The sequence below is a fragment of the Novilysobacter viscosus genome (assembly GCF_046600715.1).
Taxonomy (GTDB): Bacteria; Pseudomonadota; Gammaproteobacteria; order Xanthomonadales; family Xanthomonadaceae; genus Lysobacter_C; species Lysobacter_C viscosus.
In genome coordinates, this window is sequence record NZ_JBJMAV010000003.1 from 137,829 (window position 1) to 151,284 (window position 13,456).

Consider the following 13,456-nt stretch of genomic DNA (forward strand, 5'->3'; position numbering starts at 1 on the left):
TCTGGTGCGGGGACGCGGTGGCGCCCTTGCAATGTCTGTCGTTTCAGCCCGCCGCCATCGCGCGTTTCGCCGCGGCAACGACGCGGTCGACGCTGGGCAGGTACTTCATCTCGAGGCGGAACAGCGGGATGTGGGTGTCGTAGCCGGTGACGCGTTCGACCGGTGCCAGCAGGTCGTACATCGACTCCTCCGCCAGCCGGGCGGCGATCTCGGCACCGAAGCCCGCGGTCTTGGGCGCCTCGTGCACGATCACGCAGCGCCCGGTCCGGGACACCGACTCGGCGATGGTGGCGAAGTCCAGTGGACGCAGGGTGGCGACATCGATCACCTCGGCGCTGATGCCCTCCCCGGCGAGCTGCTCGGCGGCCTCCAGCGTTTCCTTCACCTGTGCGCCCCATGTCACCAGGGTCACGTCGGTGCCGTCGCGCAGCACGTAGCACACGTCCAACGGCAGGGCCTCGCCGTCGTCGGGCACGAGCTCCTTGTACTGGCGGTAGATGCGCTTGGGCTCGAAGAAGATCACCGGGTCCGGCTCGCGGATGGCCGCCAGCAGCAGGCCGTAGGCACGCTGCGGGGAGGACGGCATCACCACCCGCAGCCCGGGCACGTTGGTGAAGATCGATTCGTTCGCCTCGCTGTGGTGCTCCGGCGCACGGATGCCGCCACCCCAGGGAACGCGCAGCACCATCGGGCAATGCAGGCGGCCGCGGGTGCGGTAGCGCATGCGGGCCGCATGGCAGACGATGAAGTCGACCATCGGGTACATGAAGCCGTCGAACTGGGCTTCGGCGATGGGCTTCATGCCCTGGCTGGCCATGCCCACCGTGAGCCCGGCGATGGTGGTCTCGTCCAGCGGGGTGTCGATGACCCGATCGGAACCGAACTGTGCGTGCAACCCCGCGGTGGCGCGGAACACGCCGCCGTTGACGCCGACGTCCTCACCCAGCACCACGACGCTGTCGTCCACGCGCATCTCGTGGGCCATCGCCTGGGTGATCGCCTCGATCAGGGTGATCGGGGCAGGCGCGGCCGGCGTGGCGGCCTTGTTCTTGGCGGCACTCATGCGCGGCCCTCCCGTGCGATCGCCTGTTCGCGCTGCTCGAGCAGGTCGGCGGGCGGATCGGCATACAGATGGTCGAACATCGCTTCAACGGGCTGCACCGGTGTCTCCAGGTAGGCGTTGATCTCGACATCCACGCGCTTGCCGCACTCCTCGATCCAGGCCTTCTCCTGGTCCTCGGACCAGGCGCCGGCATCGGTCAGGTAGGTGCGCAGGCGGGTCATCGGCTCGCGCTCCCAGCCCGCCTTGACCTCGGCGTCGTCGCGGTAGCGGGTGGCGTCGTCGGCGGTGGTGTGGTCGTGCAGGCGATAGGTCATGAACTCGATGACGCTGCCGCCTTCGCCGCTGCGGGCGCGTTCAACCGCGCGGCGCATCCCCTCGAGCACCGCGACCAGGTCGTTGCCGTCCACCTGCAGGCAATGCAGGCCGCCGGCCAGGCCCTTCTGGGCCAGCGTCTCGGCGCCGGTCTGGGCGTGGCGGGGAACTGAAATGGCCCAGCCGTTGTTGATCACGCACAGCACCAGCGGCGACTTGTAGGCGCCGGCCGAGTTCAAGGCGGCATAGAAGTCCGTCTTGGACGAGCCGCCGTCGCCGCAGCAGGCCACCGCGATGCGGTCCTGCTTGCGCAGCTTGAAAGACAGCGCCGCCCCGGCCGCCATCAGGCACTGGGTCGAGATCGGCACGCACCACGGGTAGTCGTGGCGGGGGCCTTCGAAATCATTGCCGCGCTCGTCGCCACCCCAGTACAGCAGCACTTCGCGCGGCAGCACGCCGCGCATGAACTGCGCGCCGTACTCGCGGTAACTGGGGGCGAACACATCCTCGGGCTTCATCGAGGCGCCGATGCCGACGTGGGTGGCCTCATGCCCCAGGCTGGCGGCGTAGGTGCCCAGCTTGCCGGTGCGCTGCAGCTTGATGGCCTTGCTGTCGAACGTGCGCACGAACAGCATCTGCTTGAACAGCGGCACCAGCGCGGACGGGTCGCGGAAGGCTTCGGGGAGCTCGGCGACGGTCTTGCCGTCGGGCCCGATGAATTGCAGGTACTCGATTTCGAACGATGCGGCGATGGTCACGCGGGGAATTCCTCGAACACAGACCGGCCGATGATAACCACAGCGCCGTAGGGCGCCGTTGCGCGACGCGGCAAGCCTTTTCGCCGCGGGTGTGCTGGCCTTGCGGACGCGCAACGAAAAGGGGCGTGGCCTGCGCCACGCCCCCGGTGGAACGTACCCCGTGCTCCGGTCAGCGCCGGCGGGCCGGGGCCAGCAGCGTGGCGTCGTTGTTACCCGGGACCGGGTCGTGGGTAGCGGCCTCGACAGACGCCTGGAACACCCAGTCCGCCCCGCGGCTGGGTGTACCCGGTACCACCAGCGCGAAGGCGAACCAGCGGGTTCCGGCGACCACCGCGGTGTCGGCGGTGCACTCGGCGCGGAAGCTGGCGCCCGCGATGCGCACGCACTGCCAGCCCGGGGGGGCGGCCGCGGCCGCCACGCGCGGGTCGACGTTGGCCTCGATCACCAGCCGGGGCAGCTCGGCCGCATCCGGACCGGCATTGGTCACCGGCACCAGGAACGTGGCGACCGCGCCGCGGCGAAGATGCGCGGCGGACCCGACGATGCGCACCGACAGGTCCGCGGACGTGGCCCGGGCCACGCTGACGCTGTCGCGGTTGTTGCCGTTGGCCGGGTCGCGCGTGGTCGACTGAGTGGCCACCGCCAGGGTCAGAGGGGCATGCCCGGCCGTTTCCGGCATCACCGCCTGCAGCCCGAACGTGGCCTGGCCACCGGCCGCCAGCGACGGATGCGTGCAGGTCAGGGTGGTGGTGGCGTCGTCCTGGACCGGCGCGGCGCAGGCCCAGCCGGCCTCGACGTCCGTCCATTCAGGGGCCAGCAGCGCGTCGAACACGAAAGCCACGCTCGCGAATGCCCCGGCGCCCGGCCCGGCGTTGCTGACGCGTGCCCGGTAGGCAACGTTTCCGCCCGCCCGTGCCGCGGCCACGTCGGCCTCGACGGTCACCGCCAGGTCGGCCGCCGTGAACGCCGGTACGCGTATCGCCAAGCGCACCGGGTCGTGGTCCGACGAACGCACGGCGATGCCGGCGTCGCCGAAGTTGTCCACGCCGAAGTCGGCGTTGATCCGCGCGTGCTCCACCGACAGGCCGGCCACGCCGTTGACGACGGCCTCGTTGACCAGCACGTGGTCCAGGGTCTGCGCGTTGCCGGCGAAGACATAGGAGTAACGCTCGTCGTTGTCGGCGATCAGCTGCGAGCCGTCGACCAGCAGCGAGGTCAGCGGGCTGTCCACGTACGTCAGCACGCGCTCCGGCGCGGCTTCGTCGCCGCGGATGATCCCCATCACGTCGACATAGCCGTCGTTGACCTCGAAGGCGTTGAAGTCGCCGACCAGCACGATGTGCGCCGCCGGATCATTGGCCTGCATCTGCTCGACGAGGCCGGCGAGGTACGCCGCCTGTGCGCCGCGCTTGACCCGCACGCGCTCGCCGCCGGTCGCCCAGCCGCTGCTGCCCGGCGCGACGTTGTCGATGCCGTTGAGCGAACGCAGGTGGTTGTTGATGACCGTGACCGGGTACGCACCGCCGCGGCCGTCGTGCACCACCGCCCGCAGCGCCAGCGGCGGGCGGTCGTTGAGCAGGCTGGTGGTGCCGTTGGGGTTGGCGATGGTCGCGTCCTTGCCGAACTGGGTCACGCCCAGCACCTGCACGCGCGGCTGCCCGTCGCCGGCGTCACGGGTGTTGACCAGGTAGCCCACGTTGATGCCGCCCACGTCGTTGCCCGGTTCCAGGTGCGGCACGTAGGCCGGCGCCAACGGGCAGGTGGCTGACAGGCGGTCGGACAGCAGCTGCAGCACGCGCAGGTTCTCGACCTCGACCACGCCGAGGATGTCGGGCGCCTTCAGGTAGTCGCAGATGGCCGCGGAGGCCTTGGCCAGGCGCTTGTCGAGCGCCTCGGGCGTCAGTGTCACCGCGCCATTGCCGTCGGCCACCTCGTCGAAGAGCCGCAGCAGGTTGAACCCGGCGATGGTCACCTGGTCGTAGTCGGCATCGTTGACCGCCGCCGGCAGGCGGCCGCCGGCCACCGCGGGCGGGGTGGCGACGTCGGGCAGCAGCGCCCAGGTGCCGGCGAAGTAGTCCAGCACACCCACCAGCCCGCTGACGGTGGCCTCCACGTCCACGGACAACGGCACCGCACCGACCTGGCCGCGGCTGCGGACCATCAGTCGCTCGGGGTTGGTATCGAACAGCGGCGGGTTCTTGCCGGCGGGCAGGGTGTCCAGCGACCGGTCCAGGATGCCGATGCCGGCTTCCCGGAAGGGCCGCTCGATACCGGGCAGAACCACGTGGAACACGCCGTCGCTGAAGGCGCGTGCGTCGTTCTCGTCGATGCTGCCGCCCGACGGTGCCACCACCACCGACTCGGCCACCGACACGCGCATGCCCTCCAGCCGCTCCAGCGTCCCGGGCAGGGCCTCCGGGCGAAGTTCGGCGGCGCTCAGCTCGACCGGCGCGGGCAGGGCGACGCCGTTTTCCAGCAGGTCGATGGTCGGCGAGACCAGCTCGGTGATCGCAAGCTGGTTGACGTTGGACGAGGGGATGAACTCCTTGACCGTCGCCGTCACGCGCACCCGGTTGCCCACCGCGGCAGCCGCCGGCGGCGCGCTGCCGGTGAACACGAAGATGCCCTCGGAGGTTGCCGGGTTGCCGTCGTCGTTGGCGCTTTGCAGGAAGAAGCCGTTGTTGAACTTGATGGCGGTGACGACGCCCTCGGTCACCACGCTGCGACCGTCGTAGGGCGAGGCCAGGCCGTCGCCCTGGATCTGCGCGATCGGCAGGGCGATCGGCGGGTCGGGCGGTGCCGGCGGCTGGGCGCCGCTGTTGCGCGGGTCAGGCGTGCCGCGGGTGAAGTCGGCGGCATTGTCGTCGGTGTCGACGCTGCCATCGCCGTTGCGCAGCGCCGCCGTCGTGTTGCTGAGCGTGGCGGTGGCGCCGGCGCCCTCGAAGCAGTTGGCGCTGCCGCCGTATCCGACGAAATCCACCACCGTGGCCGCAGCCAGCGGGCAGGCGCCGGACAGTGCGCCGCCGCTGCTGACCAGTGCCACCTTGCCGTTGGTGCCGGCCATGGCGATGGTGCCGGTGGCGTCCGGGGTGGGCAGGTCGAGCGACCCGCCCGCGCCGTCGGCCTGCTTGACCAGGTAGTAGCCACCCGGCGCGATCGAACCCGACAGCGGCGTGCGCTGCCAGGACGAGCCACCCGATGATGCGTACTGGACGCTCCAGCCGTCGAGCGTGACCGCTGCCGCGCCGGTGTTGCGAAGCTCGATGAAGTCGCTGCGCAGGGTGGCGCCGGAGTTGCCGCCGCCCCCGTACACCTGGCTGACCACCACCTGCGCGCCGGCGGTGCCGGCTGCGCCCAGGCCGGTGCACAGCACCAGCGCCCACGCCGCGATGCGGCCCGTTGTTCGATTCATCCCTGGATCCCCGTTGGTGTGTACTGGCCGCCCCGTTGTGGCGGGCTGGCAAAAGTGTGCACGGATCGTCCGGCATCCGCATGTCAGCCCGATGACCGCGCGCCGGCCGGACGCAGCCGGTGCGCTACCCTTGCCTGCTTCCGGAACCACCGGAACGGCGCGCGGCCCGGTCGGGTGGCTCGCCGCGGTTACCGCAGGGACGGACATGACGGTCGACAAGAACGAGCGCGCGCTGGAATCGGAAATCCACACCGACCTGTCGGGGCGGCTGAGCTACGCCGGTTACCTGCACCTGGACCGGCTGCTGTCGGCGCAGCAGCGGCTGTCGGACCCGCCGCACCACGACGAGATGCTGTTCATCGTCCAGCACCAGGTGTCCGAGCTGTGGATGAAGCTGATGATCCACGAGCTCAAGGCCGCCATCGCGCTGCTGCGCGCCGACGAGCTGGGCGGCTGCCAGAAGATCTTTTCCCGCTGCAAGGCGATCCTGCGCCAGCTCACCGAGATGTGGTCGGTGCTGGAAACGCTGACGCCGTCGGAGTACATGGAATTCCGCGAGATCCTCGGGCCGTCCTCGGGTTTCCAGTCGCTGCAGTACCGCACCATCGAGTTCCTGCTGGGCAACAAGAATGCGTCGATGCTGAAGGTGTTCGCGCACGACGAGGCCGCCCATTCCGGCCTGCGCGAGGTGCTGGAGGCGCCGAGCCTCTACGACGAAGCCTTGCGGCACCTGGCCCGGCGCGGGCATCCGGTGCCGGCGCACCTGGTGGAGCGCGACTGGTCGCGTCCGCACGTGTCCGAGCCGGCGCTGCTGCCGGTGTTCGAGCGCATCTACGAGGACACCGATGCCCACTGGGCCGAGTACCACCTGTGCGAGGACCTGGTCGACCTGGAAACCCAGTTCCAGCTGTGGCGGTTCCGCCACATGCGCACGGTGATGCGGATCATCGGCTTCAAGCGCGGGACCGGGGGGTCCTCGGGCGTGGGCTTCCTCAAGCAGGCCCTGGAGTTGACGTTCTTCCCGGAACTGTTCGAGGTCCGCACCTGCATCGGACCCGGTCCGGGTTACGGCGGCAAGGCACGGTAGCGCCACCACGCGCGACAGCGGCGCGGCACCTGCGCCGCCCCTGGTCGATTGAAGCGCCGCGCTTGCTACGATGCGGCCCACCTCGAACCTGCCAGGACCGCGCATGTCCCAGCCCACGCCGACCCCGACCGCCCCGCCCGCCAAGCGCGGCCTTGTCACGCGATTCCTCGACGGCGTGGAGCGCGTCGGCAACAGGCTGCCGGACCCGGCGGTGCTGTTCCTGATCCTGATGCTGGCCACCTGGGCCCTGTCGGCACTGCTGGCCAACGTCAGCTTCGGCGAGATCGACCCGCGCAGCGGCGAGCCGGTGCAGATCGTCAACCTGCTCAGCGGCGGCAGCCTTACCGCCTTCATGGCGACGATGGTGAAGACCTTCGTCAACTTCGCGCCACTGGGCGTGGTGCTGGTGGCGATGCTCGGCCTGGGCGTGGCCGAGCACACCGGTTTCATCAACGCCGCCCTGCGCGCGATGCTCGCGGTCACCCCGCGCATGCTGCTGACCCCGGCGGTGATCGCGGTCGGCATCCTCAGCCACATCGCGGTGGACGCCGGCTACGTGCTGGTGATCCCGCTGGGCGCGGTCATCTTCTATGCGGCAGGGCGCCACCCGCTGGCCGGCATCGCCGCGGCGTTCGCCGGCGTGTCGGGCGGCTTCTCGGCGACGTTCTTCGTGCCCTCCAGCCTGGACCCGCTGCTGGCCGGGCTGACCCAGGAAGCCGCGCGCCTGCTGGACCCGGCCATCGAGATCAATCCGCTCAACAACTGGTTCTTCACCACCGCCTCCACGTTCCTCATCGTCGCCGTGGGCTGGTTCCTGACCGACCGGGTGATCGAGCCGCGCCTGAAGAACACGCCGGTGGACGGTGACACCAGCCAGATGCCGACGATGGAGCCGCTGGCCCCGCACGAGCGCCGCGGCCTGGTCGCCGCGCTCATCGCAGGCGGCATCGCGGTGGGACTGTTCGCGCTCAGCCTGCTGCCCGAGGGCACGCCGTGGGCCGCCCCGGCCGAGGGCCTGGCGCCGGGGACCAACCCGCTGCTGGCCTTCACCGCGCCGCTGATGCAATCGATCGTGGCGCTGATCTTCATCTTCTTCCTGATCCCCGGCGTGGTGTACGGCTACGTGTCGGGCACCGTGAAGACCCACCGCGACATCATTGCCGGCATGAGCACGGCGATGGCCGGAATGGGCTACTACATCGTCATGGCGTTCTTCGCCGCGCAGTTCATCTATGCCTTCGGCCAGTCCAACCTGGGCGTGCTGATGGCGATCAAGGGTGCCAACGGGCTGCAGGCGCTTGGGCTGCCCATGGCGCTGACGGTGGTCGGCATCGTGCTGCTCTCGGGCATGGTCAACCTGGTGGTGGGGTCGGCGTCGGCCAAGTGGGCGCTGATCGGCGCGATCATGGTGCCGATGCTGATGCAGCTGGGCGTGTCGCCCGACCTGACCCAGGCCGCGTACCGGGTGGGCGATTCATCGACCAACATCATCACCCCGCTGTTGCCGTACTTTCCGCTGATCGTGGTGTTCTGCCAGCGCTACGTGAAGTCGGCCGGCGTGGGCACCCTGCTGGCGCTGATGCTGCCGTTCTCGGTGACCCTGCTGGTGGTGTGGAGCGCGTTCCTGATCGGCTTCTGGGCGCTGGGCATTCCGCTGGGCGTGGGCTCGACCTATACCTACGCGCCCGCGGGCTGACCCGCGCGCCCCGCCCCCGGGCACGCCCCGGGTAGTGGCGGTCGCCTCCGGGCGGCCGCTTGGGTGTCGTCAGCGCGCCGTTTGCTGCATTGCAGCAGTACGCCTGCGGTTTGACTCCAATGGGGCGCTGCGGTTACACCTTGCCGTCGTTTTGCCGACCGGCACCGCGCTGGCGGCGTCGCGACCACCCTCACCGTACCCCCAAGGCCGCGCGCGGCCGCCAGGAGTCCATCCCGCATGAGTTCCACACCCGGTTACACCGCCCCGGAAGGCAAGTCCTTCCTCGGCCACCCGCGCGGCCTGTACATGCTGTTCTTCGCCGAGATGTGGGAGCGCTTCTCCTACTACGGCATGCGCGCGCTGCTGGTGCTGTACCTGACCAAGCACTGGCTGTTCTCCGACGGCGAGGCCTCGATGGTCTACGGCGCGTACACCGCGCTGGTCTACATCACCCCGGTGATCGGCGGTTACCTCGCCGACAAGTACCTGGGCCAGCGCAAGGCGGTGCTGTACGGCGCGGTTCTGCTCACCATCGGCCACTTCCTGATGGGCTTCGAGGGCGACGGCGGCGGCAACAGCCCGGCGCTGAACGCGTTCTGGCTCGCGCTGGCCTTCATCATCGTCGGCTCGGGCTTCCTCAAGGCCAACATCTCGGTGATGGTCGGCCAGCTGTATCCGCGCACCGACGTGCGCCGCGATGGCGCGTACACGATCTTCTACATGGGCATCAACCTCGGCGCGTTCCTGGGGTCGCTGCTGTGCGGTTACCTCGGCGAGACCTACGGCTGGAAGTACGGCTTCGGCGCCGCCGGCGTCGGCATGCTGCTGGGCCTGATCGTGTTCGTGATCGGCAAGCCGTCGCTGCAGGGCCACGGCGAGTCGAGCAATCCCGCGAAGCTGCGTGAGCGCGTGATGGGCCTGCCCTTCGAATGGCTGCTCTACGGCCTGGGCATCGTGATCGTGCTGGTCTGCTGGTGGATGGTGCAGAACCAGGCCATCGTCGGCTGGGCCCTGGGCGTCGCGGGCGCGATCCTGCTGGCCTACGTGATCCGGATCGCGGTGACCCGGCTCGACCGCCACGCGCGTGACCGCGTGTTCGCGGCGATGATCCTGATGATCGGCTCGGTGCTGTTCTGGGCACTGTTCGAGCAGGCCGGCTCCTCGCTGAACCTCTACACCGACCGCTACGTCGATCGCAACATGATGGGCTGGGAAGTGCCCGCCTCGATGTTCCAGTCGATCAACGCCGCCTACATCATCCTGCTGGCGCCGGTGTTCGCCTGGCTGTGGACCACGCTGGGTCGCCGCGGCCTGGAGCCGTCGGCCCCGGCCAAGTTCGGCCTGGCAATGGTGCAGCTGGGCGCGGGCTTCCTGGTGCTGGTGGCCGGCGCGGCCGCGGTGGCCACCGGCAACATGACCCCGGTCATGTTCATCTTCCTGATCTACCTGCTGCACACCACCGGCGAGCTGTGCCTGTCACCGGTCGGGTTGTCGGCGATGAACCGGCTGGCCCCGGCGCACATGGCCAGCCTGATCATGGGTTCGTGGTTCTTCGCCTCGGCCACCGGCAACTTCGTCGCCGGCCTGATCGCGGCGGCCACCGGCTCGGAAGCGGCATCGGGCGAAGGCGCGGCGCAGCAGGTCGTGCTCGACGTGTACAGCCGCATCGGCTGGATCGCGATTGCGGTCGGTATCGGCTTCGTGCTGATCTCCCCGCTGATCAAGCGCCTGATGCACCTGGACACGTTGAAGGATGACGACCACGTGCTGGCGGGCGAGGCCGAGCTGGCCGAGCCGCAGGCCGCCGGCATCAACACCAGCACCGAGCGCAAGGACTACTGACCGTCCCGCGTCCCAAAAAAAAAGAACGGCGGCCTCGGCCGCCGTTTTTTTTTGATCCGGCATCCGCCGCGGCATTCGTGCACCCCGGGTCTCCCGGGCCGGCGCACGCCGGCAGGCTCAGAAGGCCTGTGCTTCGGCCTTCAGTTCCAGCTCGTCCAGCCGGTCGAGCAGCCGGAACAGCAGCTCCCGCTCGCCCGCGTCGAAGCCCTCCAGCAGGCGTGCCTCGAACGCGAGCGCATGCGGGGCCACCTCGTCGTAGATCGCGTAGCCCGCGCGCGACAGCCGCAGCACCGAGCGCCGCCGGTCGTCGCCATGGGTATCGCGCCGCAACTGGCCGGCGTCGACCAGACGGGCCACCGCGCGGCTCACCGCGACCTTGTCCATCGCGGTGCGCTGGGCCACCTCGCCGGCCGACAGGTCCGGGTAGCGACCCAGTACCGCCATCACACGCCATTCGGTCACGCCCAGTCCGAAGCGCTCGGAATACACGCGGGCGATCGCGCTGCTGACGCGGTTGGACAGCACCGAAAGACGGTAGGGCAGGAAGTGCTCCAGCTCGAGCCTGGCATGGGCGGCACCGCCGGGGCCGGTCGCAGGCCTGTCGTCGCAAGGGTTCATGTTGCGCTGTGTCTTGCCTATGGTTTCATGTGAAACTATAACCTCTACGGCTGGCCCCGCGACCCGCGTGCGGCCCGCCCCGGCCACGCGTCACCCAGGAGTCCCCCCATGAGCGCTCAGTCCGCATCCCAAGCCCCCAACCTCGGCATGGAGGTCACCACCTTCGAGAACCCGCTTGGGATCGACGGCTTCGAGTTCGTGGAGTTCGCCGCGCCCGAAGGCCAGCAGGCGCTGTTGCACGACTACTTCCGCAGGATGGGTTTCACCGCGGTCCTGCGCCACAAGAGCCGGCCGATCACCGTGTACCGCCAGGGCGGGGTCAACTTCCTGGTCAACGAAGACCCGGACAGCTTCGCGGCGGACTTCGCCAAGGCGCACGGCCCCAGCGCGTGCGGCTTCGCGATCCGCTTCAAGGAATCTTCCGACACGGTCTGCAAGACGGTGCTGGGCAACGGCGGCGAGGCCATCGACCACAAGCCGCAGAGCAAGGCGATCGATGCGCCGGTGGTCAAGGGCATCGGCGACTGCATGCTGTACCTGGTCGACCGCTATGGCGCCAAGGGCAGCCCGTACGGCGACTTCGAGCCGATCGAAGGCGTCGACCAGAACCCGAAAGGGTTCGGCCTGACGTTCATCGACCACCTGACCCACAACCTGTACTTCGGCAACATGCAGAAGTGGTCGGATTACTACGAGCGGCTGTTCAACTTCCGCGAGATCCGCTACTTCGACATCAAGGGCGCCAAGACCGGCCTGGTGTCCAAGGCGATGACCGCGCCCGACGGCGTGGTGCGCATCCCGCTCAACGAGTCCAACGACCCCAAGAGCCAGATCAACGAGTACCTGGACGCCTACAAGGGCGAGGGCATCCAGCACATCGCGTGCTTCACCGACGACATCTACGAAACGGTGGAGAAGATGCACGCACAGGGCATCGAGTTCCTCGACACCCCCGACACCTATTTCGAAGTGGTCGACCAGCGCATCCCCGACCATGGCGAGGACGTCGCGCGGCTGGCGCGCAACAAGATCCTGATCGACGCCGATGCCGAGACCAAGAAGCGCCTTCTGCTGCAGATCTTCACCCAGAACGCGATCGGCCCGATCTTCTTCGAGATCATCCAGCGCAAGGGCAACGAAGGCTTCGGCGAAGGCAACTTCCAGGCGCTGTTCGAGAGCATCGAGCGCGACCAGATGAAGCGCGGCGTCCTCTGACGCGTGATGTCACCGGAGCCCGCTTCCGGCAGGAGGGCGGGCTCGAATGCAAAGGCACGCCATGACCATCGCAAGCAACGGCTACCAATCGGGCTTCGGCAACGAATTCGCCACCGAGGCGCTCGAAGGCACGCTTCCCATCGGCCGCAACTCGCCGCAGCGCGTCGCCCACGGCCTGTATGCCGAGCAGCTGTCGGGGACCGCCTTCACCGCACCGCGCAGCGAGAACCGGCGCAGCTGGCTCTACCGCATCCGCCCGGCAGCCATGCACGGCGCGTTCGCCCCCTACCGCGCGGCGGTCCGGGACCAGGCGACGTTCCACAACGACTTCGGTGACGGCCCGGTGTCACCCGACCAGCTGCGCTGGGATCCGCTGCCCCTGCCGCAGGCGCCGACCGACTTCCTCGATGGGCTGTTGACGATGGCCGGCAACGGCGGGCCCGCCGCCCAGACCGGGATCGGCGTGCACGTGTACGCCGCCAACCGCGACATGGACGGGCGCTTCTTCTACGACGCCGACGGCGAGCTGCTGATCGTGCCGCAGCAGGGCCGGCTGCACATCGCCACCGAGATGGGCGTGCTTGAGGTCGAGCCGCAGGAGATCGCGGTGATCCCACGCGGCGTGCGTTTCGCTGTTTCGCTGCCCGACGGGCACGCGCGCGGCTACGTTTGCGAGAACTTCGGCGCGCTGCTGCGGCTGCCCGACCTGGGGCCGATCGGCAGTAACGGCCTGGCCAACCCGCGCGACTTCCTGACCCCCAACGCGGCTTTCGAGGACCGCGAGGGCGGGTTCGAACTGGTCGCCAAGTTCCAGGGCCACCTGTGGCGCGCCGACATCGGCCATTCGCCGCTGGACGTGGTCGGCTGGCACGGCAACTACGCGCCCTACAAGTACGATCTGCGCCGCTTCAACGCGATCGGCTCGATCAGCTACGACCACCCCGACCCGAGCATCTTCCTGGTGCTGCACTCGGCCAGCGACACGCCGGGCACCAGCAACATCGATTTCGCGATCTTCCCGCCACGGATCCTGGCGATGCAGGACACCTTCCGCCCGCCCTGGTTCCACCGCAACATCGCCAGCGAGTTCATGGGCCTGGTCCACGGCGCCTACGATGCGAAGGCAGAGGGCTTCGCGCCCGGCGGCTGCTCGCTGCACAACTCGATGACCGGACACGGGCCGGATGCGGCCACCTTCGACAAGGCCAGCAGCGCCGACCTGTCGCAACCGGACGTCATCGGCGACACCATGGCCTTCATGTTCGAGACGCGCGCGGTGATCCGCCCGACCGCGCAGGCGTTCGACGCCCCGCATCGGCAGCGCAACTACCAGGCCTGCTGGGCGGGGCTGCGCAAGCACTTCACGGGCTGAGGTTTCGCACCGACTTCACGGCGCGCGGCTAGGCTGCGGCGGTTCCGTTCCGCCGCATCCGTCCGCCTGCCCCGGAGACCG

At 69.2% G+C, this 13,456-nt stretch carries 9 protein-coding genes; 5 read left to right on the plus strand and 4 right to left on the minus strand.

The features are described from left to right. Window positions 1-43: 43 nt before the first annotated feature. From ACJQWL_RS06420 to ACJQWL_RS06430, 3 genes are all read right to left on the minus strand, one after another. Window positions 44-1,063, minus strand: a complete 1,020-nt coding sequence (locus ACJQWL_RS06420) for an alpha-ketoacid dehydrogenase subunit beta (RefSeq protein WP_330969399.1) — start codon at window positions 1,061-1,063, stop codon at window positions 44-46. Next, the gene (gene pdhA / locus ACJQWL_RS06425) at window positions 1,060-2,133 is read right to left on the minus strand and encodes a pyruvate dehydrogenase (acetyl-transferring) E1 component subunit alpha (protein WP_330969400.1); all 1,074 of its coding nucleotides are present in this window, start codon (window positions 2,131-2,133) and stop codon (window positions 1,060-1,062) included. Before pdhA ends, ACJQWL_RS06420 begins: the two co-directional genes overlap by 4 nt. A 169-nt stretch (window positions 2,134-2,302) precedes the next feature. After that, the gene (locus tag ACJQWL_RS06430) at window positions 2,303-5,545 is read right to left on the minus strand and encodes a lamin tail domain-containing protein (protein WP_330969401.1); all 3,243 of its coding nucleotides are present in this window, start codon (window positions 5,543-5,545) and stop codon (window positions 2,303-2,305) included. Window positions 5,546-5,750: 205 nt separating this feature from the next. On the opposite strand from ACJQWL_RS06430, the gene ACJQWL_RS06435 reads away from it, so the two are divergent. The 3 genes from ACJQWL_RS06435 (at window position 5,751) to ACJQWL_RS06445 (ending at window position 10,170) form a co-directional block, all read left to right on the plus strand. Further along, complete coding sequence (locus ACJQWL_RS06435) at window positions 5,751-6,632, plus strand: tryptophan 2,3-dioxygenase (protein ID WP_330969402.1); 882 nt, start codon at window positions 5,751-5,753, stop codon at window positions 6,630-6,632. Between the two features lie 103 nt (window positions 6,633-6,735). Further along, entirely contained in the window at window positions 6,736-8,328 is a 1,593-nt protein-coding gene (locus ACJQWL_RS06440) for an AbgT family transporter (protein ID WP_330969403.1), read from the plus strand. 237 nt (window positions 8,329-8,565) lie between these two features. Further along, window positions 8,566-10,170, plus strand: coding sequence for a peptide MFS transporter (locus ACJQWL_RS06445; protein WP_330969404.1), 1,605 nt, complete (start codon window positions 8,566-8,568; stop codon window positions 10,168-10,170). A gap of 117 nt (window positions 10,171-10,287) precedes the next feature. Here ACJQWL_RS06445 and ACJQWL_RS06450 read toward each other — a convergent pair whose 3' ends face one another. Next, window positions 10,288-10,788, minus strand: coding sequence for a MarR family winged helix-turn-helix transcriptional regulator (locus ACJQWL_RS06450; protein WP_330969405.1), 501 nt, complete (start codon window positions 10,786-10,788; stop codon window positions 10,288-10,290). A gap of 108 nt (window positions 10,789-10,896) precedes the next feature. On the opposite strand from ACJQWL_RS06450, the gene hppD reads away from it, so the two are divergent. Both hppD and hmgA read left to right on the plus strand, forming a co-directional pair. Further along, a complete protein-coding gene (gene hppD / locus ACJQWL_RS06455; protein ID WP_330969406.1) occupies window positions 10,897-12,003 on the plus strand; it encodes a 4-hydroxyphenylpyruvate dioxygenase in 1,107 nt (368 codons plus the stop codon). A gap of 61 nt (window positions 12,004-12,064) precedes the next feature. Next, window positions 12,065-13,375 (plus strand): homogentisate 1,2-dioxygenase, encoded by a 1,311-nt coding sequence (gene hmgA / locus ACJQWL_RS06460; RefSeq protein ID WP_330969407.1) that lies wholly within the window; start codon window positions 12,065-12,067, stop codon window positions 13,373-13,375. Window positions 13,376-13,456: the final 81 nt, after the last annotated feature.

What these genes read in the sequence shown, in the direction of transcription:
- ACJQWL_RS06445 (WP_330969404.1), top strand. Translation starts at nt 8,566, where the DNA reads ATGAGTTCCACACCCGGTTACACCGCCCCGGAAGGCAAGTCCTTCCTC.
- hppD (WP_330969406.1), top strand. Translation starts at nt 10,897, where the DNA reads ATGAGCGCTCAGTCCGCATCCCAAGCCCCCAACCTCGGCATGGAGGTC.
- hmgA (WP_330969407.1), top strand. Translation starts at nt 12,065, where the DNA reads ATGACCATCGCAAGCAACGGCTACCAATCGGGCTTCGGCAACGAATTC.
- ACJQWL_RS06435 (WP_330969402.1), top strand. Translation starts at nt 5,751, where the DNA reads ATGACGGTCGACAAGAACGAGCGCGCGCTGGAATCGGAAATCCACACC.
- ACJQWL_RS06450 (WP_330969405.1), bottom strand. Translation starts at nt 10,788, where the DNA reads ATGAACCCTTGCGACGACAGGCCTGCGACCGGCCCCGGCGGTGCCGCC.
- ACJQWL_RS06420 (WP_330969399.1), bottom strand. Translation starts at nt 1,063, where the DNA reads ATGAGTGCCGCCAAGAACAAGGCCGCCACGCCGGCCGCGCCTGCCCCG.
- ACJQWL_RS06430 (WP_330969401.1), bottom strand. Translation starts at nt 5,545, where the DNA reads ATGAATCGAACAACGGGCCGCATCGCGGCGTGGGCGCTGGTGCTGTGC.
- ACJQWL_RS06440 (WP_330969403.1), top strand. Translation starts at nt 6,736, where the DNA reads ATGTCCCAGCCCACGCCGACCCCGACCGCCCCGCCCGCCAAGCGCGGC.